The sequence below is a fragment of the Pseudomonas sp. R76 genome, from assembly GCF_009834565.1.
Classification (GTDB): domain Bacteria; phylum Pseudomonadota; class Gammaproteobacteria; order Pseudomonadales; family Pseudomonadaceae; genus Aquipseudomonas.
In genome coordinates, this window is the sequence record NZ_CP019428.1 from 2616753 (window position 1) to 2638194 (window position 21442).

Below are 21442 nucleotides of genomic sequence, written 5' to 3' on the forward strand. Positions count from 1 at the left end.
AGGGTCTGGCCAGCATATTCCAGGCGTGTGCCGACCACTAGGCCGCAATCACTTGCGGCTTGTGACGCAAGTGGTGGTTTCGCCAGGTCATCGGGTTGACGCCCTCGCTGCGGGTGAATATATGGCAGAAGTGCGCCTGGTCGCAGAACCCGCATTCCAGGCTGATTTGCGTCAGGCTCAAGGACGACCCGGTGATCAATTCCTTGGCCCGCTGGATGCGCTGTTGGCGAATCCACTCCTGCGGCGACAGCCCGGTGGTGCACTTGAACGCCCGGGAAAAGTGGCTGCGCGACAGCGCGCACGCCTGCGCCAGGTCGGCAATCGCCAGGCTTTCACCGAGGTTGGCGAGGATCAGCTGTTTGGCAATGCGTTCGCGCCGGGGGCATAGGCCGCCGGTCGCGCTAAAACGTGGCGCACAGTACTCAAGTCGGGCCATGACAAATATCCGTAGTCGATGGGAGCGTTCCCGGTGAATGGATCCAGTGTAGACCGCCTCATTCTTGGCGCCGGACCGTCTGGCTGACGAGTTAATCGTTGTTAATTTCGCCAGCTCAGGGCGTGGAAAAGACAGCACAGGCGTGCAATCGGCAGGTGGGGGCGTGTGCTTATCTGGCGGCCTGGAAACCCTGTGGAAACCGCCATGAACCGCAACGACCTGCGCCGCGTCGACATGAACCTGCTGGTGATTTTCGAAGCGCTGATGTTCGAGAAGAACCTGACCCGCGTCGCCGGAAAACTCTTTATGGGCCAACCGGCCGTGAGTGCGGCGTTGGGGCGGCTGCGGGATTTGTTCGACGACCCGTTGTTGCTGCGCAACGGGCGGGGCATGGAACCCACGCCACGGGCACTGGCGATACTCAAGGAGTTGCAACCGGCCATGGACACCATCTCCGGCGCGGTCAGCCGTGCCAAGGATTTTGACCCTTCCACCAGTTGCGCGGTGTTCCGTATTGGCCTGTCGGACGATGCGGAGTTTGGCTTGTTTCCGCCGCTGCTCAGCCAACTGCGTGAGGAGGCGCCGGGGATTGTGGTGGTGGTGCGTCGGGCCAATTACCTGTTGATGTCGGCGTTATTGGCCAGCGGCGAGATTTCGGTGGGGGTGAGTTACACCACGGAATTGCCGGCGAATGCCAAGCGCAAGAAGCTGCGGGATATTCCCTGCAAGGTGCTGCGTGGGGACGACGGGGAGGCGCCGTTGACCCTGGATGACTACTGCGCGCGGCCCCATGCGATGGTGTCGTTTTCGGGGGATTTGAGCGGCAACATCGACCTGGATTTGGCGCGGATCGGCAGGGCACGCAGGGTGGTGCTGGCGGTGCCGCAATTCAGTGGGTTGCGGGCGTTGTTGGCAGGCACGCAGATTATTGCGACCGTGCCGGATTATGCGGCCTGTGCGTTGACCGAGGGCACGGTGTTGCGGGCTGAGGACCCGCCGTTTGAGATCGAGGCGGCGGAGTTGTCGATGGTGTGGAGTGGGGTGCATGACAATGACCCGGCGGAGCGGTGGTTGCGGTTGCGTATAAGTGAGCATATGGCTCGGGCTTTTTGATTGGGTACATATCCGTTGCTGCGGTAACGGCCGCTTAGGGTTCCGCCCTTACGGCGGGTCACTTTTGTAAAGACACAAAAGTAACCAAAAAGTCTTCGCCCGGTATGACTCACCCACATGGGTTACAAATCAGTTCACGCACATAGGTAACAGTTTTTAACTGGCAGGGTCGATTTCGTGAGGATCTGACCATGCCCTGGAAAGAGCTGAAACCTATGGACCTCAAAGTGATGTTTGTCGCTGAATACCTGACTGGAAAACACAGCCTTAGTCAGCTATGTCGAGACTATGAAATCAGCCGAAAGACTGGCTATAAGTGGGTCGAGCGATACAAAACAGAAGGCCCCGGTGGGCTTGATGAGCGTAGTCGTCGTCGGCACCACCAGACTTATGTGGTGCCTTTGGCGGTAAAGCAGGCAATTATCGAACTTCGTTCTATAGGCGAGACAATCCCTGGTCCGAAAAAAATCCAGAGTGATTTGATAAAGCGTTTTCCGGGCCAGGATCCGCCCTCGAAAACGACTATTTATAACATCCTTAAAGCGGCTGATCTGATCACGCCGCGCCCCTTGCGGCCAAGAGTTGCTGTCTATCCAAAACCGTTACGTAAGGCAGATGTGCCTAATCAGCTTTTCAGTGCTGACTACAAAGGCCAGTACCTGACAGGCGCGGGCGTATGGTGTTATCCGCTAACAATCATGGATCATGCCAGTCGCTTCTTACTTGCCTGTCAGAGCATGCCCAGCACCAATTTCAAGGAGACCCAAGAGACGTTCGAACGGGTGTTTCGCGAGTATGGTTTGCCTGAGCGCATCCGTACTGACAACGGAGTGCCGTTTGCCAGCACAGGGCGCGGAGGGCTGTCACAGTTGTCGATCTGGTGGCTACGGCTGGGTATCATTCCTGAGCGTATCGAGCCCGGTCGGCCAGACCAAAATGGCCGGCACGAGCGTATGCACCGAACACTGAAAAGCACTTTGCCCAATCCACCTGCGGTTGCTTGGGAGTCTCAGCAGAAACACTTTGATCGTTTCATACGGCACTACAATTACGAGCGAGGGCATGAAGCGCTGAGCCAGAAAACACCGGCTTCATGCTATTCACCTTCACCTCGAGCCTATCCGGAGAAACTGCCGGAGATGGGTTATGCAAGTCATATTGAGTGTTACCGGACTGACTCAAACGGGATGATTTATCGGTCAGGTCTGCGGATTTATGTGGGGCATTTACTGAAATACCAGACTATTGGAATGGAGATGCTGAGCGACGATGTGTGGGCTGTTATTTTCGGCCCAGTGATCCTCGGACAAGTGGATGCGAGGCATGCAGACAAGGACGGCTATATTTCACTCAAAGTGTTACCTATGTGAATGCACTTTTGTGTAACCCATGTGGTTGTCCCGTACACGCCCCACCACTCGGCACCTCGCCTAGGCTCGGTGTGCCCTCACTCCGGCTTTGGAGCGGGGGCCGCCGCGATGGGCCATCCCTGGCCCAGCGCGGCTAACCCGGCGTCCTGCCGGGTTACCCCCGCTCCAAAGCCTGCGTTCGGCCAGCGTGGTTGACGGGGCGATCCCAGATCAAAATCAAGATCAAGATCTACAGCACGGCGGCCTGGTAGCCGACCTGAGTGGTTGAAGCAAAAGCAGGGCAAAAGCACAGCAACACAGTATCCATCTGATGGAATGAGATCCAAATGTGGGAGCGGGCTTGCTCGCGAATACGGGGTGTCAGTCAATTCATCTGTCACTGACCCACCGCCTTCGCGAGCAAGCCCGCTCCCACAATTTTACCGAGTTCGGGCGTCAGAGTGCTGTGCTCTGCTTTTCTGTGGGAGCTGGCTTGCCTGCGATGGCATCAACTGGTTATGCCTGATGCACTGAGGTGCCTGCATCGCAGGCAAGCCAGCTCCCACATTTGACTGAGTTAAGCCTCCAAAATCAGGTCGGCTGTCAGGCCGCCTCAGCCTTGCTTTTGATCCAACCACTCAGGTCGGCTACTAGGCCGCCGTGCTCTGCTTTTGATCTTGCTTTTGATCTTGATCTTAGGCGCCCCGTTAAACCACGCTGGCCGAACGCAGGCTTGAATCCGTGGGTAACCCGGCAGGACGCCGGGTTAGCCGCGCTGGGCCAGGGATGGCCCATCGCGGCGGCCCACGGATTCAAGCCGGAGTGAGGGCACACCGAGCCTAGGCGAGGTGCCGAGTGGTGGGGCAAGAGCCCTTTTGGTTACTTTTGGGGCTCTTTTCCAAAAGTGACCCGCCGTAAGGGCGGAACCAATACCCGCCATCACCCAAATAACGGATATGTACCCCCCACACCCGAGCCCACATTAGGTTACTCAAGCCACCTGTTTCGCCCGCTCACGCTCCGCCACCAACTGCCGCGTCAGCGGAATCAACCGCTTGCCATAATCAATCGCATCATTCAGCGGATCAAACCCACGAATCAGAAAAGTGGTAATCCCCAGGTCGTAGTAATCCAGCAATGCCTCCGCGACCTGCTCAGCAGTGCCCACCAACGAGGTGGAATTGCCTTGCGCACCGAGCAACCCCGCAATCCCCGTCCACAACCGCTTATCCAACCGCGAGCCCTGTGCCGCCGCCGCCAACAACCGGCGCGAGCCCTCGTTCGGTGGTTCACGCCGCACAAACCCATTCTGCTCAGCCAGCGCCGTGGCCTGCTGCAAGATCGTCTCGGCACGCGCCCAGGCCAGTTCTTCGGTCTCGGCCAGGATCGGCCGCAGCGACAAACTGAAGCGAATCGTACGCCCATGCTTGGCCGCCTCCGCACGCACCTGGGTCACGATTTCGCGCACTTGCTCGTAGGTTTCGCCCCACAGCGCATACACGTCGGCATGCTTGCCCGCTACCGCAATCGCCGCCGCTGATGAACCGCCAAAGTACAACGGAATATGCGGCTGTTGCGGCGACTTTACCGTCGAATGCGCGCCTTCCACCTGGTAGTACGTGCCCTTGAAGTCGAAGGGTTTTTCGCTGGTCCATTCCTGGCGCACCACGCTGAGGTACTCGTCGGTGCGCGCATAGCGTTCGTCCTTGCCGATATGGCTGCCATCGGCGCGCAGTTCGCGGTCGTCGCCGCCGGTGATGATGTGCACGGCCGTGCGCCCGCCGTTGAACACGTCCAGGGTGTTGAACTGGCGTGCAGCCAGCGTGGGTTGGGCAAAGCCTGGGCGGTGGGCGATCAGGAACTGCAGTTTTTTAGTCACGCTGGCGGCATGCGCGGCGATCAGCGTGCTGTCCGGGCTGTTGGAGTGGAAAGCCACCAGGGCGCGGTCGAAGCCGGCTTCTTCATGGGCGCGGGCCACGGTTTCGACGTAGTCCGGTTGCAGGGTCGGGCCACTGCGCGGGTGGATCTCGGAGGCGTGGTGGCCGCCGATATAGCCGATAAATTCAATGCTCATGGTCTGTCCTTGTTCAGTACGGGATCAACACCTCCTCCGGGCGTGGGGTCGGTCACTCGCGTCAAAAGTAAGGGCAGTGGCCGGGTCTGTAAAAGGCCTGTTGGTTCTAACCTAAGTATTAAAATGCAGAATTATTTAAACAGGGCGTTATAAATAAAGCGCATTAAGCGAGGCCGCTAGAAACTCAACCGAATCTCTGCGCACAGCCCGCCACCCGCGCGGTTGCTCAAGGTCAGTGAACCGCCGATGGCCACCGCCAATTGCTGCGCAATCGCCAAGCCCAGGCCGGTGCCACCGGTGCCGCGATTGCGTGAGCTTTCCACCCGATAAAACGGCTGCAGCACCTGCACCAGTTCGTCCTCGGCAATTCCCGGCCCACGGTCGAGCACCTTGATCGACAGCTGCCCGGCTGCGGTCGAGCCGACTTCCAGCTGCGCGCTGCCGGCGAACTTCAGCGCATTGTCGACCAGGTTCACCAGCACCCGGCGCAACGCGTGGGGGCGGGTGTCGAGCACCACCGAGCTTTTGCCGCTGAGGCTGACCTGCTTGTGCATGTCCTGGTAGTCAAACACCAGGCTGTCGAGAAAGGCATCGAGGTTGATGCGATGACTGGCTTCGGTGGCGCCGTGCACGCTGCGCGCATAGGCCACGCCTTCGCGCACCAGGTGTTCCATTTCACCCAGGTCGCTCCAGAGTTTGTCGCGCTCGGCGCAGTCTTCCATGAACTCGGCGCGCAGCTTCATGCGCGTAATCGGCGTTTGCAGGTCGTGGGAAATCGCCGCGAGGATCTGCATGCGCTCCTTGAGGTATTCGGCGATGCGCTGTTGCATTTGATTGAACGCCGCCGCCGCATGCGCGACTTCGGTCGGGCCGTGTTCGTCCAGCGGCGTGGGGGGGGCGTTGGGGTCGAGGGTTTCCACCGCTCGCGCGAGCCGCGTCAACGGGCGGATCGCCAGGCGCACCGCCAGCCAGGTGCAGCCGAGCAACAGCGCCAATTGCAGGATCAGTACCACCGGCAACCAATACGCCACAGGCAGGGCGGCGGGGCGCACGTCGATGGTGATCGGGCTGCCGTCGGCCAGGGTCAGGTGCGCCTGGAAGTGTTTCTGCAGGCCGGGAATGTCGCGAAACGTCAGCGCGTACTGCTCGCCCAGCGCGTCTGCAATCGAGGTGGCGGCCATTGGCACGTCATCACTGTTCATCGGCTCGCCGGTCTCACCGGCACTCAGCAAATAGTGATAGTCCTGGCGGTCGATACGCGGCAGCCAACTGGCGCGCTCGTTGGCGGGCAGGCGGTCGAGGATTGCCACCGAGGTGGATACATCGTTCTCCAGGTTGCCGAGCATCGCGGTGCGCGCGCTGATATAGCGCTCGTAAAACTGCGCGCAGAACGACAGCCCATGGGCGCACACCAGGCTGATCAGAAAGATCAGCGACAACTGCGATGCTAGCGTGCGTGGCCAGCCCACGCGCCACTTCATTGCTCGGCCCCGAGGATTTCCACAGCGAGGGAGAACACATAACCCTCGCTGCGCACGGTCTTGATATAGGCCGGTTCGCGGGCGTCATCCAGCAGGCGTTGGCGCAAGCGACTGACCAGCAGGTCGATGGAGCGGTCGAACAGGTCCGCGTCACGGCCCTGTGTCAGGTTGAGCAATTGGTCGCGGTTGAGCACGCGTTGCGGGTGGTCGAGGAACACCCGCAGCAGGCGATATTCGGCGCCGCTCAGGGCGACCAGCGTGTCGTCTTCGTCGAGCAGATGGCGGGCGGTGGTGTCCAGGCGCCAGCGGCCAAAACGGATCAGCCGCCCGGTTTCACTCACCACCAGATTCGGCGGCAGCATGCGCGTGCGACGCAGCACGGCGTTGATGCGCGCCAGCAGTTCGCGGGCGGCGAAGGGTTTGACCAGGTAATCGTCGGCGCCCATTTCCAGGCCGATGATGCGGTCGGTTTCATCGTTGCGCGCGGTGAGCATCAGCACCGGCGTGGCTTTGTGCTTGCCCACTCGCAGCTCGCGGCACAGCTGCAGACCGTCGTCGCCGGGCATCATGATATCCAGCACGATCAGGTCAACCGGCGTGGTGTCGAGGAAGCTGCGCATCTGGCGGCCGTCGGCGACCACGGTGGTGCGCATGCCGTTTTTCTTCAGGTAATTGCCCACCAGCTCGCGGATCTCGCGGTCGTCATCGACGATCAGGATGTGGTCGACATGATCCATGCTGCGTTCCTCGTTAAATGCTTATGGGCCGCAGTCTAGCCATCGCCGCAGGCTTTGCCTTGTGCCCTTTGTATTGCAGTGTATCTGGCGATAATGAGATACACAGCGAAGCAAAAAAGCTGACAGGCCAGCGCGCGGGGTCGCTCAACCCAGCAAGGCCTCGAACGCCCGTTGCACCCGTGGCTCATCACTGTGGGCCACATTGAACCGCATCAAGTTGAGGTGCGCCGGGTCGTAGCCGAACAGCGCACCCGGCGCCAATACCAGGCTGCGTTTTAACGCCTCCTGGGCCAGCCGCTCGCCATTCACGCCCGGTGGCAGGTGCGCCCAGATAAACATCCCGCCTTCATACGCCATCGGCAACTCACAACCGCAGCGTTTCAACCATTGCTCGACACGCCCGCCGGCTTCCATCAGCCGCTGCACCACGCGTTTGCGGTGCTTGGCGTAGCTGCCTTCGCTGAGCATGCGATAGACGAGCTGCTCGAACAGCTCCGAGGTTACGCCGCCGCTCATCAGCTTCATGTTGGTCAGGTTAGCCGCCAGTTGCGGCGCGGCCACCACGTAGCTGACGCGGGTGTTGGCGCTGAGGATTTTGGAGAACCCCGACAGGTAAGTGACCTGGTCCAGGCCGGCGAGGGCGGCCAGGCGTGGCGGCGGGTTGGGGTGCAGGTCGCCGTAGAGGTCGTCCTCGATGATATGGCAGTGGTATTGCCGGGTCAGTTGCAGCAGGCGAAACGCCTGGCTGGGGCTGAAGGAATGGCCGGTGGGGTTGTGCAGCACGCTGGTGGTCAGGTAGAGGCTGGGGCGGTGCTCGGCCAGCAGCTGTTCGAGGGCGGCGAAGTCAAAGCCGTCGGGGCGACGCTCCAGGGTCACCACCTTGACCCCGTGCAGCGCCAGGTTGGCGTGGAAGTTGAAGTAGCACGGCGCATCCAGCAGCACCGTGTCGCCGGGGCGTGCGAGCAGGCGCATAAGCATGTCCAGGCCTTGCACGGTGTTGGGCGTGGTGATGATTTGCTCCACCGGCACCGACAGCCCATCGGCGTGCAGCTTCTGTTGCAAGGCCTGGCGCAACGGCAATAGCCCGGCCGGCGTACCCAGCCCGGCAAGGCGCAGCGACGGCGCGCGGACCACGCTGCGCATGGCTTGGCGAATGGCTTCGCTGTTCAGCCAGTCCTCCGGCAAGTGGCCGCTGCCGGGGCGCAACTCGCCGCTGGCCGTCACCAAGGGGCGGCGCAGCACGCTGAGCAGGTCCTGGGGCAGCAGGTCGACCCAGTTCACAGACGCGGGGCGGGTGCTGTCCATCGCCACAAAGTAGCCGCGGCCCTGGCTGGAGGTCAGCAAGCTGCGCCCGCGCAGGAGGTCCAGCGCTTCGTTGAGGGTGAACTTGCTGACGCCCAAGGTCAGGGTCAGCTCGCGCACCGAAGGCAACTTGCTGCCGGGCGCCCATTCACCGCTCTCGATGGCCTGGCTGAACGCCTCGACAATCTGCTGGACCTTGGGCGTGCCTTGGACAAAGGCGATGGCGGATACGAACATAAACCTTCCTGGTATTTGCCGGTTATTTTACCGGTGAAGTAAGGCGGGATTAGGCATTGCTTTACCTGCCTTGCGCAAGGCGGTGGCTCTAGACTGCGGGCCATCTACGACAGGAAGCACCGCATGCAAAGCCAATTGCTCTACCCCGGCGCGCCGTTCTGCATCGCAATGGCCCAGCAGAAATACCTGGCGGCTGAAAAAGGCCTGCAAAGCGCCATCGACGGTGGCTTTACCCACTGGTACATCGACGGCAGCCTGTTGGGCGAAAGGGCCGAGGACTGGACCGATGCGCGTATCGCCAGCCTGCAGGCGAAGATCGCGGCAAGTGGCGTTCAGCCGATCTTTCACAGCAACTTCAAGGCGCCGCTGAGCAGCGATGTCGGGGCGTTCCGCGCGGCGGCGGTGGAGTACGTGGAAAAAGAGATCGATATTGCCAGCCGTTTGGGCGCGCCGCTGATCATCCACGGCGGCTGCATCGTCGGGCCGCAACGGGTGCAGGAGGCCAAGGCGATTGCCCTGGCGCAGTACCTCAAATCGGTGCGGGCGCTGGCGCAGTATGCCGAGGCCAAAGGCACGGATATCTACCTGGAAAGCCGGTCCAACTACGTCAACTACCGAATATTTACCGACGAAGCGCAATTCGCCTCGGTGTTCGAACACCTGCAGGCGCACAGCAATGTGTACTGCTTGCTCGACGCCGGCCATGCCGCCGTCGACAACGGCTTGGCCGCGCATGTACTGCGCACGTATCACGCGTTGATCAAGGGCATTTCCTTCAGCAACAACCCCGGTGTGCAAGACGCCAGCGACTTCGCCGACGTGGTGCGGGCTATCGTCGACACCCAGTGGAAAGGCCTGGTGGCGTTCGAAACGTGCAGCCAGACCGTGGAGGCCGCCCTGGCCGGGCTGGCGCGTACCTTCGCTGTGGTTTCTTCCAACCCAGGTGTCGGCCCATGACCAGCGCGTTAACGCTCTCTTCGTTTCTCTACTTTCTACTGTTTTGCGCCACCATGACCTTCAGCCCCGGCCCGATGACCCTGCTGTTGTTGGGCCTGGGCTTGAAAGACGGCTTGCGCAGTTCGATCCCGGCGCAGATCGGCGCCAGCGTGGCGTACCTGATTTCGATCCTGATCTTTGCCGTGGGCTTTTCGGAATTGATCAAGGGCAACCTCGCTATCACCCAGACCCTCCAGCTCGTGGGTGTGGCCTACATTCTTTACCTGGCTTACAGGCAGTGGACCAGCAGCGGCGTATCAATCGACAGGGTCGGCGCCGTGGAGGGTGCGCGCAGCCTGTTCGGCAAAGGCCTGTTGACCGGGTTTTCCAACCCCAAGACCATCATCATGTTCAGCGCCGTATTCCCGCAGTTTGCCGGGGCCGGGGAGCACACTTCAACGGTGGATATCGCCATCCTCGGGCTGACCTTTCTGACGCTGCAATTTGCCAGCGGTTGCCTGTACTGCTATTTCGGCCAGCGCATCAAGCATGTATTGGAAAACCCCAAGCGCCGGGTGATGTTGCAACGGGTCACGGCGGTGTTGCTACTGGGTGTGGCGTTGATGTTGGCGCGAGGATTTTCCCACTGAAGTATTAGCCTATAAGCGGTAGTGGCGATTTGACGTTGCCCTGATAGACTCCAGGCATTCATCCAGGATCACACCAGACCATGTCAGCCGCCGGAGGAAATGGACTTCCGCTCGCTTCACGGTTGTATAAGTCGCGCGCCTTGGGATTGTCGCTCGGCTTTGTGTGCGTGGTGTTTGGTATGTACCCCTTGCACCCGCCACTGTGGGTGTGGGCCTGGATGTTGATCAATGCCTTTGTCTGGCCGCACATCGCCTATCAATGGTCACGCCGCGCCAGCAACTCACTGCGCAGCGAACGCCGCAACCTGCTGTTCGATTCCTTTTGCGGCGGGTTCTGGGTCGGCGCCATGCACTTCAATCCGCTGCCCAGCGTGACCACGCTGTCGATGATGACCATGAACAATGTGGCCATCGGCGGGCCGCGTTTTATGTTGGCGGGCTGGGTGGCACAGGCATTGGGCATCGGCGCCTCGTTGCTGGTGTTCACCCCGGCGTTTATTGCCGTGACCACTGAAACCCAGCTGTACGCCTGCCTGCCGATCTTGATGGTGTATCCGCTGGCCCTGGGCTGGATCTGCTATCGCCAGGCCGTGACCCTGGCTCGACACAAGCGCGAACTGCTTGCCCTGAGCCGCACCGACAGCCTGTCCGGCCTGCTCAATCACGGCGCCTGGAAGGATCATCTGGAAATCGAATTCCAACGCTGCCGCCGCGAGCAGGTCGGCGCTGCCATTGCGCTGATCGACATCGACCATTTCAAGACCATCAACGACACTTACGGCCATGTCACCGGCGATATCGTGCTGCGCCAACTGAGCAAAATACTGCGCCAGAACCTGCGCGTTACCGACCTTGCAGGCCGTTACGGCGGCGATGAGTTCTGCGTGATCCTGCCGGGCATGCCGCTGCATCGCGCCACCGAAGTGATGGACGCCTTGCGCGATCGTTTCAACGCGCTGGCCTATGCCCAGGACCCGACGCTGCGCGCCAGCTTGAGCATCGGCCTGGCGCCTTTTCAACCCGCGCATGCCGATTCCACCAGCTGGCTCAACGACGCCGACCAGGCATTGTATGAGGCAAAAAGCAGTGGGCGTAACCGCGTGAGTTCGGTGCAAGGAAGTTGGTTGCGGTCGGTTTAGTGGGGTAGGGTGTCGCAGCCCCTCCCAACAAAAACACAAGGATCGGTCCATGCTCTTCACCTTCTCCCGTACCCTCCTGGCCGCGACCCTGGCCTTGTCCTTCGCCGTGCCGGCCTACAGCGCCGAGCCGCACAAACAGATCCAGGCCGATTCCGAACAGTACAAGGCCGAGGCCCTGAAACTGCTGGAACGTCTGGTGAACATCGATTCGGGCTCCGGCTACGAGCCCGGCCTGACCCAAGTGCGCGACATCGCCGTGGATGAATTGAAGCAGTTGGGTTTCAGCATCGAACTGGTGCCGGACAAAGCCGCCAATAACAGCCATGTGATCGCCACCCTCAAGGGCACCGGCAAGGCCAAGATCCTGCTGATGGCGCACATGGACACGGTGTTCAAGGAAGGCTCGGCCGCCGAGCGCCCGTTCCACATCAAGGACGGCCGCGCCTATGGCCCCGGCGTGATGGATGACAAAGGCGGCATCGTTGCCGGCATCTACGCGCTGAAAGTCCTGAAAAACCAGGGCTTCAAGGACTATGCGCAAATCACCTTCCTGCTCGACGCCAGCGAAGAAACCGGCTCCGAAGCCGCCTCCGAGCTGATCCGCACCACCGCCAAAGGCCACGACGTCACCCTCAACCTCGAACCCGGCCGCCCAGCCGACGGCCTGGTGGTATGGCGCAAAGGCAGCGCCACCGCCGTGGTCGAAGTCAAAGGCAAAGCCGCCCACGCCGGCGTCGCCCCGGAACTGGGTCGCAACGCCGCCATGGAAGCCGCACACCAGATCCTGCAACTGGGCAAACTGGGCGACGAAGAGAAGAAAACCACCATCAACTTCACGGTCATCAAGGCCGGTGACCGCACCAACGTCATCCCCGACCAAGCCACTGCCAAGGCCGACGTACGCGCGGCGTTGCCGGAAGAGTTTGACCGGATCGAGAAAGACCTGGCCCGTGTATCAGCCAACAAATTGATCCCGGACACTGAAGTGAAGACCAGTTTGCTGCGCGGCTTACCGCCGATGCCGCAAACGCCGGAGTCGGACAAGTTGGTCGCAATTGCCCAAGGCATTTACGGGGAGTTGGGGCGTAAGTTGACCATCGAAGGCAGCGGCGGGGCGGCGGATGCAAGCTTGTCGGCCGGGGTGGGTACGCCGACGTTGGACGGGTTTGGGATTGTGGGGGGGAATATTCATACCCCAGAGGAATATGCGGAAGTGGAGAGTGTGGCGCCGCGGATTTATCTGCTTAGCCGGATGATTGTGGAGCTTTCGAAGCGGTGATTTGTTCGCAGGGCTGGCCATTCCCTAAGCGTGAGCCTGGCTCTGTGGCAAGCAATCTACTTGTGGCGAGCAGGCTTGTTGTGGCGAGCAGGCTTGCCCTGCGTTGGGTTGCGTAGCAGCCCCAAAACTGACGACGCGGATCTGGCTTCAGAACCGCGTCGGATTGATTGGGGCTGCTGCGCAGCCCAGCGCGAGCAAGCTCGCTCGCCACAGTGTTTGACGGCGTGTCAGTGAGGCAGGTGTTTTTACCATGTGGATTGGTCTTCGAGGCTGGCTTTTTGGAGGTCGTCTTTCCAAATAATCTGAGCGAGCTGGTAAACATCATTTAAAAAGTCCCTAGGGCTCTCCAGCTCATACCATTCTGCTCTTGGCCATGAGGCCGCCTCGTCTTCGCCGATCTCGAATAAGCTTTGAAAGTCATAATCTTCATCATCCAGGCTGCTTTTTAGGGCCTGAATCAAAGCGAATTTATGTCTGTAGGAAAGGTAATCCAAATTCAAAGCGTGATTTCTTATGAGCACCTCTCTGTCTACTTTTTCATCTGGGTTGTATTTTTCTAACTCTTCACCAAGTTCTTGCTCTCGATCATAAACGTCAAATACCCCTATAAACCATTTAAGGCTCGGATCGAATGGTTCACTTAAGAACGGATCTTTCAGCATTACTTCTTCTCGATGGGAAATGCGGTGAATGGCTCGGTGCTATCTCTATCGAACTTCACCTCGAACCAATTTAGGTTTTCATTAAGGTGTGGGTTTGCTGCATCTGCTCTGTTAGGTCGATAACCGCGTCCTGCTCCAGGTAACTCGAGTTTGAGTGTAGGGTTTCGATTGTGGTCTGTCCCATTGAACGGATCTAACCCAAGCGATTTACGTGTCAAGGCCTTGTTCAAGGCGCTCAGTTGCATCCGCCAACTATGAAACTGAGAGCTTAAGTTTCCCCTGGCACCTGGCCTCCGCAATCCAGTGCCCGGATCTGTTCCATCAATTGCCCTCTGTTTCAGAGCCGGGTCGGTGATTTCGGGGCCGTGTTTGGCGACAGTATGCATGTCATACCTATCTTCTATTTCGAGTACCCGCCGTTTGGCGTTTGCCTCAACAAGCTCTTCTACTCGTGCCCGTCGATGTTCCCGTGACGGTTGTGGTACTTCTGGTTGTCGCTGATCAACCTTCGTCTTTTCAGTCGGTTTTTCGAACCCAGTAGTGGGTTTACAACCATCTCCACCAGGGCACGAGTTCAATCCCAACGGATCCACCCACCCCGTAGGATTAGGCACGTACTGGTACGCATTGATCCCACCCGCCAGCTTCACCGGGTCCGGCGTCAGGTAACGACCAATATCCGGATTGTAGTAGCGATGGCGGTTGTAGTGCAGTCCGCTTTCCGCGTCGAAGTATTGGCCTTGGAAGCGCAGCGGGTTGTCGATTTTCTCGATGTCTAGGCGGCTGATCTGGCCGTAGGCGCGGTAATGCGCGGACCAGACGATTTCTCCGTCGGGGGCGGTGAGTTCCTGCGGGGTGCCTAGGTGGTCCAGTTGGTAGTGGAAGGGCTGGGTGTCTTGAGGGCCAAAGCCTTCCAGCAGTGCTAACGGCCGAAAGCTGTCCGGCTCGTAGATGTAACTGCGATGACGATCTGCGTGATGCTCGGCAACCAGCTTGTCGCCTTGCCAGAAAAACTCAGTGGTTACCCCATCAACGGTTTTGCTGATCCGCCGACCAAACGGGTCATAGCGATAGCTGGCCGTTTTCCCGTTGGGTTGAGTAACGCCGATCAACCGATGCTGACAGTCGTAGCGATACTCGGTGACGAGTTGATGGCCTTTACCGCGCCTCTGGCGGATCAGATTGCCGAACGCGTCATAGTCATAATGATGATCGCCCTGGATCACCAGCCGATTCCCCGCCACGATGTCCGGCCCTGGGCGGTCTTGCATGAGCAGGTTTCCAGCCGGGTCGTGGCCGAAGCGCTCCTGCTGGTCTTGCGAATGATCGGCGCGGGTCAGGCGGGCGAGGGGGTCGTAGTGGTAGTGGTGTTCGCCTTTGCGGGTGTCGAGCAGGCGGGTGAGGTTGCCGGTTTTGTCGTAGTCGTAGTGGCGGCGGTAGAGTTTGTGTTCTTCCTGGGTCACTGCGTGGACGTGCAGGCGGTTTTGCTCGTCGTAGTGGTAGTGGCTGAGCAGTTGGCCTTGCTGGCGTTGGCGTTCTTTTCCGGTGTTGAACAGGTGAGACGTTAGGGTTTTGCCATTCAGTTCGACGGTGGCGAGGTGGCCGCCTTTGTCGTGGTTGAAGGTGAGGCGGTTGTTGTCCGGCAGGCGCAGGTTCTTCAGTTGGCCGCAGGCGTCGTAGCCGTAGCGCAGGGTGCCCCAGCCTTGGTGGTCGGCGGTGAGGCGGTTTTGGCTGTCGTATTCGTAGGCCAGGGCCCAGTGGCCGTCATCGACGCTGAGGAGGTTGCCCTGGCGGTCGTAGGTGTATTCAACAACGTTGGAATCGGGAAGGGTTTTTCGTACGAGCCGCCCGGAAGCGTCTCGCTCGTAGCGGGTAATTAGCTGACTGCCGTCATCGCCGTGTTCGGTCTTTTCCAGCAGGTTGCCGTTGAGGTCGTAGACGTACGCCGTACGCTGGCCATCAAAACCGATTTCTTGCTGGATCAGGCCGTTGGGGTGGTAATCAAGTTGGTAGGTTTCACCGACCTCGTTTTCGATCTCGGTCAGTAGTAACCGGGTGTTGTCGTAGCGGTAGTTGACCTGGGTGCCATCGGCGTTGAGGCGGCGGCTGATCAGGTGCAGGCCGTCGGCGTATTCGTAGCGGGTGACGTGGCCCAATTCATCACGTTCGGAGGTGATTTTTCCGTACGGGTTGTAGCTGTATTCTCGCGCTGCACCGCCAGGAAGTACGACACGAACCAACCGACCCACACCGTTCCACTGATACTGGGTCAGCGCGCCATGCTCATCCTCACGCGCAACCTGTCGCCCAACATCGTCATAGCGATACCGCTTAACCCCGCCATTCGGCAGTTGCTCTTCAAGGAGCTGCCCACGCTCATTCCAAACCAGCCGATGACAACCGTTATCCGGATACCAAACCCCAACCAGTTGCCCGTGTTTGTTGTAGGTGTAGTCCGTAACGTTGCCGTCAGGATCTGTCTGACGCGTAACGTCGCCCTGATCATTACGCTCATACTTCCAAACCGCTTCACCGCGCCGCACAACCCGTACGAACCCGTTGTCATGCTCGTAGGAAGTCGGCTCATCCTCCCCCGGAAACAACGCCACCAAGCGTCCAGCATCGTCATACTGATACGCCGTCACCGCCCCCAGCGGATCCTGCTCAACCGTCAGTCGGCCCTTGTCGTCGTAGGATTTGAAGTGCTCGGCGCCATCAGGATCAATCCGCTGCACCAGCCGCGCGCGCTGGTCATGGACATACACTTCCTGACTGCCATCAGCGTTATGAACCGTGACCCTGCCACCGTCCTCCCACACATACCGCGTATCCATCTGCGAAAAGCTGGCCCAGTGCCGAACACAGCGCGCCGCCTTGCCGGAACGCTCCCATTCCCAAAAGAAACTCGCCCCACCGGCCAATTGCCGCTCAAGAATGACGTGCTGATCGTCGTACCGATAAACCTCGCTTTCGCCTACGGCATTGGTCGCGGAAACCAGTCGCCCAGCCTCGTCATAGGCGTAGGAAACGACGTTCTGCTCGGTTACCCATACATACGGCTCACGGCCTTTGGCGCGATGAACCTGATAGTCCACCGCCACAATGCGCCCAAGCTCATAGCGCAAAAACAAAGACCGGCCTACACCGTTATCCAGCCGCTCAATCCGTCCCAAGCGATCACGAATAACCCGCAACCGGTTGTCATACGCGTCACTGATTGCTGTCAGCTGACCATCGAGGAAGTGATAAAAGCGCGATGCCTGAGCCAGCACCAGCTCATCGGGCAAATCGCCCAAATAGATCGCGGCTTCGGCCAAGCTGTTGGTAATCGCCGGTCGTGCCACAGTCGGCAAGGGCAGGGCAGTCGACCGATTCTCATGATCCGTCCAAACCACCGAATCACCCGAAACCACCAACCGCTGCGCCAGCGAATGACTCCAGCCAAACCCCAACCCGCAATCCACTTCCACCGCGCTGGTGCGGTACAACCGCATCCACTCAAACGGCAAAATCCCGTCCAGCGCGCCATCGGTGAGGGTGAGCAATTCTTCCCCGGTAACCATCGACACCGGGCAGCCATTGGTGGCCGTTTTATCCGCAGGGGCCGCCGCATCGCCCTGGGGATTTTTCGCAGCGACAGGCACATCATCGACATGTTCCTGGCGCACCAACGTCGTCTGCTGGGTCTTCTTACGAACCGCAGGCACCGCATTCGCAACCAGATTTTCCCCAGCCTTCAGCGGCGCAACCGGCACGGTCTTAATCTGAGTCGCCGCACTACTGGCCAGCAACGGCTTAACCACCTCGGCATGCGGCTCCAACTTGGGCATCACCAACGTTTTAGCCAGCAACTCCAGCAAACCTCGCGTCCGCCCAGACTTGATATGCCCAATCACCTGAGTACCCAGGCGCACCGCCACACCCATGCCCGCCGTCGCCCAAATCAACAGCAGGTTGATCAACACCTCGCCAGTGATTTCCCCCATCAACTCATTCATTTCTTGCGGTGGCAGCATGCGCATCCAGCTGACCATCGCCGACACATAAATGAACAACAGCGGCTCATCGCTGAGCACCAGCAGGCCGTTGGCAATCGTGTCGTTGCCGAGCTTCAGCAGTTCATCAAGCTCGGTTTGGGAGAGGTATTGCAGCAATTTCTCGCTGTTGGGCTTGATGTCCGCCAACAGGTCGTACAGCTGCGTTATGTTGTCCCACAGGCTGTACAGCGCTTTGCCCATGCCGCTGAGAAACGCCGCTTCCAGCATCCTGCGTCGGTCCAGCGGGGTCGCGTCGGTATAGTCCTTCCACTGTGCCTGGAACCTGTTGTTCCACTCGTCGCGCAGGCGCGCTTCCAGCGCCGCGATCACCGCCTGATAAGACGCATACAGCGCCTTGACGTGATCCTGGGAAACGTTGGGATAAAAACTGATTCGGTACTGCTGGTTACGATCACACTCGGTGATTTCGAGAATGCCGCTGGGGCCGATGGTCTTGCGGATCGGCTCGCCCAGTGGGCCGCCGTTGGGGTCGACGCGTTGCAGTATCACCGGCGTGTTGCCGATGGGCACAAACCGTGTGCTCTGGAACATGTGCACCAGGGTCAAGGTGCCGTTGGCCTGGCAGGTGGCGACGGTGCTGCTGGGATAAAGAGAGCGGGTGATGGGCGCGACCAGCGCCACTTCATCGCCCACCTTGAACACCTGCTCGACCTCCAGCGCCGAAAAGCTCCAGAAGCTCGAAGCCCATTGGTCAAAGGTGTTCAGGCATTGCCGAAAGTCGCGCAAGACGGTTTCAACATCGACCGTCTTTGCATCCATTGGAGCCAGGGCCAGCCTGCCAATGACCGGGTTCAAGCGACAGCCCCATCAACAGGGGTTCCAACACAAAAAACCATCTGCAATCCCTCGCACTGTGTGATCAGGCGAAGGACTTTGCAGAGGTTTTCAAGCGATATCTGTAGAGCTTATCCGGCTGTGGCGTGGGATGTTTCAGTAGTCTTCGTCCGCTCCCGCCCAAGCACCAGGCTGCACAGCGCCGGCAGGAATAACAGCGTCAACACCGTGCCCACCAGCACGCCGCCAATCAGCACATAGGCCAACGAAGACCAGAACACCGACAGCGTCAGCGGGATAAACGCCAGCGCCGCCGCCAGCGCGGTCAAAATCACCGGCCGTGCGCGGCGCACGGTGGCTTCGATAATCGCCTCGCGAATCGCCATGCCGTGTTCCTGGTTCTGGCGAATCTGGTCGGTGAAGATCAGCGTGTTGCGCATCAGGATGCCGCCGATGCCGATCAGGCCGAGAATCGCGTTAAACCCGAACGGCTGGTTGAACAGCAGCAAGGTCGGTACGGCGCCGATCAAGCCCAGCGGCGCGGTGGCGAAGACCATGAACATCACGCCGAACGAGCGTACCTGGAACATGATCACTGTGAGCGTCAGCAGAATCATGATCGGGAACAGTGCGGCCAGGGCGACGTTGGCCTTGGCGCTTTCTTCCACCGGGCCGCCGATGTCGATCTGGTAACCGGCAGGCAGTTTGGCGATCAGCGGTTGCAGGTCTTTGTACACGGCCATTTCCACGTCGGGCGGTTGTACGCCGTCGATGATGTCGGCGCGCACTTCCACGGTGCTCGCGCGGTTGCGGCGCTTGAGGATCGGCTCTTCCATGACCGCCTGGAAATGCCCGACCTGGGCCAGTGGCACCGAAGTGCCGGCGCTGTTGGTCAGTGTCATGTTGTTGAGGTTGCCGAGGTTTTCGCGCTGGCTGCCCTGCGCGCGGGCGACCACGGACACGGTGCGGTTGCCTTCGCGCACCTCGGTAATCGGGTTGCCGCTGAGCAAGGCATTGAGCTGCGATTTGACCTCGTTTGGGGTGAAACCCAACAAGCGCAGGCGGTCCTGATCCAGCACCAGGCGATAACCGCTGGTGCGCTCACCCCAGTCGAGGAAGGCGTCCTTGGTCAGCCGGTTGGTGGCCACCACGCGACGCACCTGCTCGGACAGCCCGCGCAGCACATCCACATTCGGCCCCGACACCCGAAACACTACCGGAAACGGCACAGGCGGCCCGAACAACAGCTGTGTGACCCGCACCCGCGCCGCCGGGAATTCACCGGCCGCAATGCGCTCCCGCATGCGCACTTTCAACGCATCGCGGGCATGCGAGTCCGGGGTTTGCACGATCAGCTTGGCAAACGCCGGGTCGGGCAACTCGGGGTTCAGTGACAGGAAAAAGCGTGGCGCGCCGCCGCCCACATAGGTGTCGACCATGCGGGTCTGCTGCTCCTGCAGCAGGGCTTTTTCCAGTTGCGCCGCCACCGTCTCGGTGCTTTTGAATGCGCTGCCGGGCGGCATATACACCTCAAGAATCAACTCGGAACGGTCGGAGTTGGGGAAGAACTGCTTCTTCACCACGCCCATGCCCAAGCCGCACACCACAAAGGCGGCGATGACCAAGCCGGTTACCAGCCAACGCCTGCGCACGCAGGCTTCGACTAAACCACGCAGTTTCTGGTAGTAACGCCCGGCGTAAATGGCATCGTGGCCACCCGGCACCGGCTTGATCTGCGGCAGCAGTTTCACGCCGAGGTAGGGCGTAAACACCACGGCCACCAGCCACGACGAAATCAGCGCAAAGCCAACGATCCAGAAAATATTGCCGGCATATTCGCCCGCGCCCGAACGCGCAAAACCCACCGGCAGAAAGCCAATGATCGTCACCAGCGTGCCGGTCAGCATCGGCGCGGCGGTGGAACTCCAGGCGAAAGTGGCGGCGTGAATCCGATCAAAGCCTTCCTCGAGTTTCACCACCATCATCTCGATGGCAATGATCGCGTCGTCCACCAGCAAGCCCAGGGAAATAATCAGCGCGCCGAGGGTAATGCGGTCGAATTCACGCCCGGTGAGCAGCATGATCACAAACACTACGGACAAGGTCAGTGGCACCGCTGCGGCCACCACCAAGCCGACGCGAAAGCCCAGCGCCAACAGGCTGATGATCATCACCACGGCCAGGGCGACGAAGAATTTCAGCATGAATTCATTCACCGCCAGGCTGATGTTCTTGGCCTGGTCGGAGACCTTGGCGAAGTTCACCCCCAGCGGCAGGTCGGCCTGAATTCTGGCTTCCTGGGCCTTGAGGCTTTTGTCCAGTTCCAGGCCGTTGAAGTGCTTCTCCATGATCACGCCGAGCATCAACGCCGGGTCGCCCTGGTGGCGGATGCGGTAGCTGGGCGGGTCTTCATAGCCACGGCTGACCGTGGCCACATCGGCAATGCGCAGCACGCGGCCATTGACTTCCAGCGGTACGTTTTCGATCAACGCCAGGCTGTCGAACGCGCCGTCGATGCGGATATAGGCGCGCGCGCCGGCAGTTTCGACGAAGCCCGACGGCGCCACGGCGTTCTGCGCGGCGAGGGCGGCGAAGATCTGGTCCGGCTTGATGCCCAACGTTGCCAGGCGTTCATACGAGAACTCGACGAAGATCCGCTGGGCCTGCTCACCGAGGATGTTGACCTTTTTCACGCCGGGCAGGTTGAGCAAACCCTGGCGCAGCTCTTCGGCCATTTGCACTTGCTGGCGGTGCGGCAAGTGCTCCGCTTCCAGTGCGTAAAGGGCGAAGTAAACGTCGGAATATTCATCGTTGAAAAACGGCCCAATCACGCCCTTGGGCAGTTTCGCGGCTTCATCGCTGAGCTTTTTGCGGGTCTGGTAGAACAGGTCCTGGATTTCACTCGGGCGCGTGGACTCTTTGTAGGTCATGCGCATCGACACAAAACCCGGCTGGGCGATGGTCTCGACGCGGTCGTAATAGTCGAGTTCCTGCAGGCGTTTTTCCAGGCGGTCGGCGACTTGCTCCTGCATTTCATCGGCGGTGGCGCCGGGCCAGGCGGCGGTAATGGTCATGACCTTGACGGTAAACGACGGGTCTTCAGCGCGCCCCAGTTTGCCGAACGAGAAGATCCCGGCGGCGAGAATCGCGATGATCAGAAACAGCGTGACGGCGCGGTGTTTCACCGCCAGTTCGGAAAGGTTAATGCCGCGCAT

The 21442-nt window shown here is 60.0% G+C and carries 14 protein-coding genes; 6 read left to right on the forward strand and 8 right to left on the reverse strand.

The window, feature by feature from the left end:
* Positions 1 to 37: 37 nt before the first annotated feature.
* A complete protein-coding gene (locus tag PspR76_RS12100; protein WP_159955471.1) occupies positions 38 to 436 on the reverse strand; it encodes a helix-turn-helix domain-containing protein in 399 nt (132 codons plus the stop codon).
* 204 nt (positions 437 to 640) lie between these two features.
* Between PspR76_RS12100 and PspR76_RS12105 the strand changes: the two genes are divergently transcribed.
* Positions 641 to 1549, forward strand: a complete 909-nt coding sequence (locus PspR76_RS12105; protein WP_159955473.1) for a LysR family transcriptional regulator — start codon at positions 641 to 643, stop codon at positions 1547 to 1549.
* Positions 1550 to 1740: 191 nt separating this feature from the next.
* Positions 1741 to 2919 carry an integrase core domain-containing protein gene (locus tag PspR76_RS12110; RefSeq protein WP_159955475.1) on the forward strand — a complete coding sequence of 393 codons (1179 nt, stop codon included), beginning with the start codon at positions 1741 to 1743 and terminating at the stop codon, positions 2917 to 2919.
* Between the two features lie 970 nt (positions 2920 to 3889).
* Here PspR76_RS12110 and PspR76_RS12115 read toward each other — a convergent pair.
* The 4 genes from PspR76_RS12115 to PspR76_RS12130 all read right to left on the reverse strand — a co-directional run bounded on the left by PspR76_RS12115 (position 3890) and on the right by PspR76_RS12130 (position 8729).
* Entirely contained in the window at positions 3890 to 4972 is a 1083-nt protein-coding gene (locus tag PspR76_RS12115; protein WP_159955477.1) for an LLM class flavin-dependent oxidoreductase, read from the reverse strand.
* 176 nt (positions 4973 to 5148) lie between these two features.
* Positions 5149 to 6453 carry an ATP-binding protein gene (locus PspR76_RS12120; protein ID WP_159955479.1) on the reverse strand — a complete coding sequence of 435 codons (1305 nt, stop codon included), beginning with the start codon at positions 6451 to 6453 and terminating at the stop codon, positions 5149 to 5151.
* Complete coding sequence (locus PspR76_RS12125) at positions 6450 to 7190, reverse strand: response regulator (protein ID WP_159955481.1); 741 nt, start codon at positions 7188 to 7190, stop codon at positions 6450 to 6452. Before PspR76_RS12125 ends, PspR76_RS12120 begins: the two co-directional genes overlap by 4 nt.
* A gap of 144 nt (positions 7191 to 7334) precedes the next feature.
* Entirely contained in the window at positions 7335 to 8729 is a 1395-nt protein-coding gene (locus tag PspR76_RS12130; protein WP_159955483.1) for an aminotransferase-like domain-containing protein, read from the reverse strand.
* Between the two features lie 123 nt (positions 8730 to 8852).
* Here PspR76_RS12130 and PspR76_RS12135 point away from each other — a divergent pair, with 123 nt between their 5' ends.
* The 4 genes from PspR76_RS12135 (at position 8853) to PspR76_RS12150 (ending at position 12733) form a co-directional block, all read left to right on the forward strand.
* Positions 8853 to 9686: a sugar phosphate isomerase/epimerase family protein gene (locus tag PspR76_RS12135; RefSeq protein WP_159955485.1), complete on the forward strand. Its 834-nt coding sequence runs from the start codon at positions 8853 to 8855 to the stop codon at positions 9684 to 9686.
* The gene (locus PspR76_RS12140) at positions 9683 to 10315 is read left to right on the forward strand and encodes a LysE family translocator (protein WP_159955487.1); all 633 of its coding nucleotides are present in this window, start codon (positions 9683 to 9685) and stop codon (positions 10313 to 10315) included. The genes PspR76_RS12135 and PspR76_RS12140 overlap by 4 nt, the downstream gene beginning before the upstream one ends.
* 80 nt (positions 10316 to 10395) lie before the next feature.
* Positions 10396 to 11454, forward strand: a complete 1059-nt coding sequence (locus PspR76_RS12145) for a diguanylate cyclase (protein ID WP_159955489.1) — start codon at positions 10396 to 10398, stop codon at positions 11452 to 11454.
* A 49-nt stretch (positions 11455 to 11503) separates the two neighbouring features.
* Positions 11504 to 12733 carry a M20/M25/M40 family metallo-hydrolase gene (locus tag PspR76_RS12150; protein ID WP_159955491.1) on the forward strand — a complete coding sequence of 410 codons (1230 nt, stop codon included), beginning with the start codon at positions 11504 to 11506 and terminating at the stop codon, positions 12731 to 12733.
* Between the two features lie 245 nt (positions 12734 to 12978).
* Here the strand turns inward: PspR76_RS12150 and PspR76_RS12155 are convergent, their stop codons facing one another.
* The 3 genes from PspR76_RS12155 to PspR76_RS12165 all read right to left on the reverse strand — a co-directional run bounded on the left by PspR76_RS12155 (position 12979) and on the right by PspR76_RS12165 (position 21442).
* Entirely contained in the window at positions 12979 to 13395 is a 417-nt protein-coding gene (locus PspR76_RS12155) for a hypothetical protein (protein ID WP_159955493.1), read from the reverse strand.
* Positions 13395 to 18212, reverse strand: coding sequence for an RHS repeat-associated core domain-containing protein (locus PspR76_RS12160; protein ID WP_159955495.1), 4818 nt, complete (start codon positions 18210 to 18212; stop codon positions 13395 to 13397). The genes PspR76_RS12155 and PspR76_RS12160 overlap by 1 nt, the downstream gene beginning before the upstream one ends.
* 146 nt (positions 18213 to 18358) lie before the next feature.
* A complete protein-coding gene (locus tag PspR76_RS12165) occupies positions 18359 to 21442 on the reverse strand; it encodes an efflux RND transporter permease subunit (protein WP_159955497.1) in 3084 nt (1027 codons plus the stop codon).

Coding starts and splice junctions, on each gene's coding strand:
- PspR76_RS12120 (WP_159955479.1), bottom strand. CDS start 6,453: ATGAAGTGGCGCGTGGGCTGGCCACGCACGCTAGCATCGCAGTTGTCG.
- PspR76_RS12140 (WP_159955487.1), top strand. CDS start 9,683: ATGACCAGCGCGTTAACGCTCTCTTCGTTTCTCTACTTTCTACTGTTT.
- PspR76_RS12155 (WP_159955493.1), bottom strand. CDS start 13,395: ATGCTGAAAGATCCGTTCTTAAGTGAACCATTCGATCCGAGCCTTAAA.
- PspR76_RS12150 (WP_159955491.1), top strand. CDS start 11,504: ATGCTCTTCACCTTCTCCCGTACCCTCCTGGCCGCGACCCTGGCCTTG.
- PspR76_RS12160 (WP_159955495.1), bottom strand. CDS start 18,212: ATGGATGCAAAGACGGTCGATGTTGAAACCGTCTTGCGCGACTTTCGG.
- PspR76_RS12105 (WP_159955473.1), top strand. CDS start 641: ATGAACCGCAACGACCTGCGCCGCGTCGACATGAACCTGCTGGTGATT.
- PspR76_RS12165 (WP_159955497.1), bottom strand. CDS start 21,442: ATGCGCGGCATTAACCTTTCCGAACTGGCGGTGAAACACCGCGCCGTC.
- PspR76_RS12145 (WP_159955489.1), top strand. CDS start 10,396: ATGTCAGCCGCCGGAGGAAATGGACTTCCGCTCGCTTCACGGTTGTAT.
- PspR76_RS12135 (WP_159955485.1), top strand. CDS start 8,853: ATGCAAAGCCAATTGCTCTACCCCGGCGCGCCGTTCTGCATCGCAATG.
- PspR76_RS12125 (WP_159955481.1), bottom strand. CDS start 7,190: ATGGATCATGTCGACCACATCCTGATCGTCGATGACGACCGCGAGATC.
- PspR76_RS12115 (WP_159955477.1), bottom strand. CDS start 4,972: ATGAGCATTGAATTTATCGGCTATATCGGCGGCCACCACGCCTCCGAG.
- PspR76_RS12100 (WP_159955471.1), bottom strand. CDS start 436: ATGGCCCGACTTGAGTACTGTGCGCCACGTTTTAGCGCGACCGGCGGC.
- PspR76_RS12110 (WP_159955475.1), top strand. CDS start 1,741: ATGCCCTGGAAAGAGCTGAAACCTATGGACCTCAAAGTGATGTTTGTC.
- PspR76_RS12130 (WP_159955483.1), bottom strand. CDS start 8,729: ATGTTCGTATCCGCCATCGCCTTTGTCCAAGGCACGCCCAAGGTCCAG.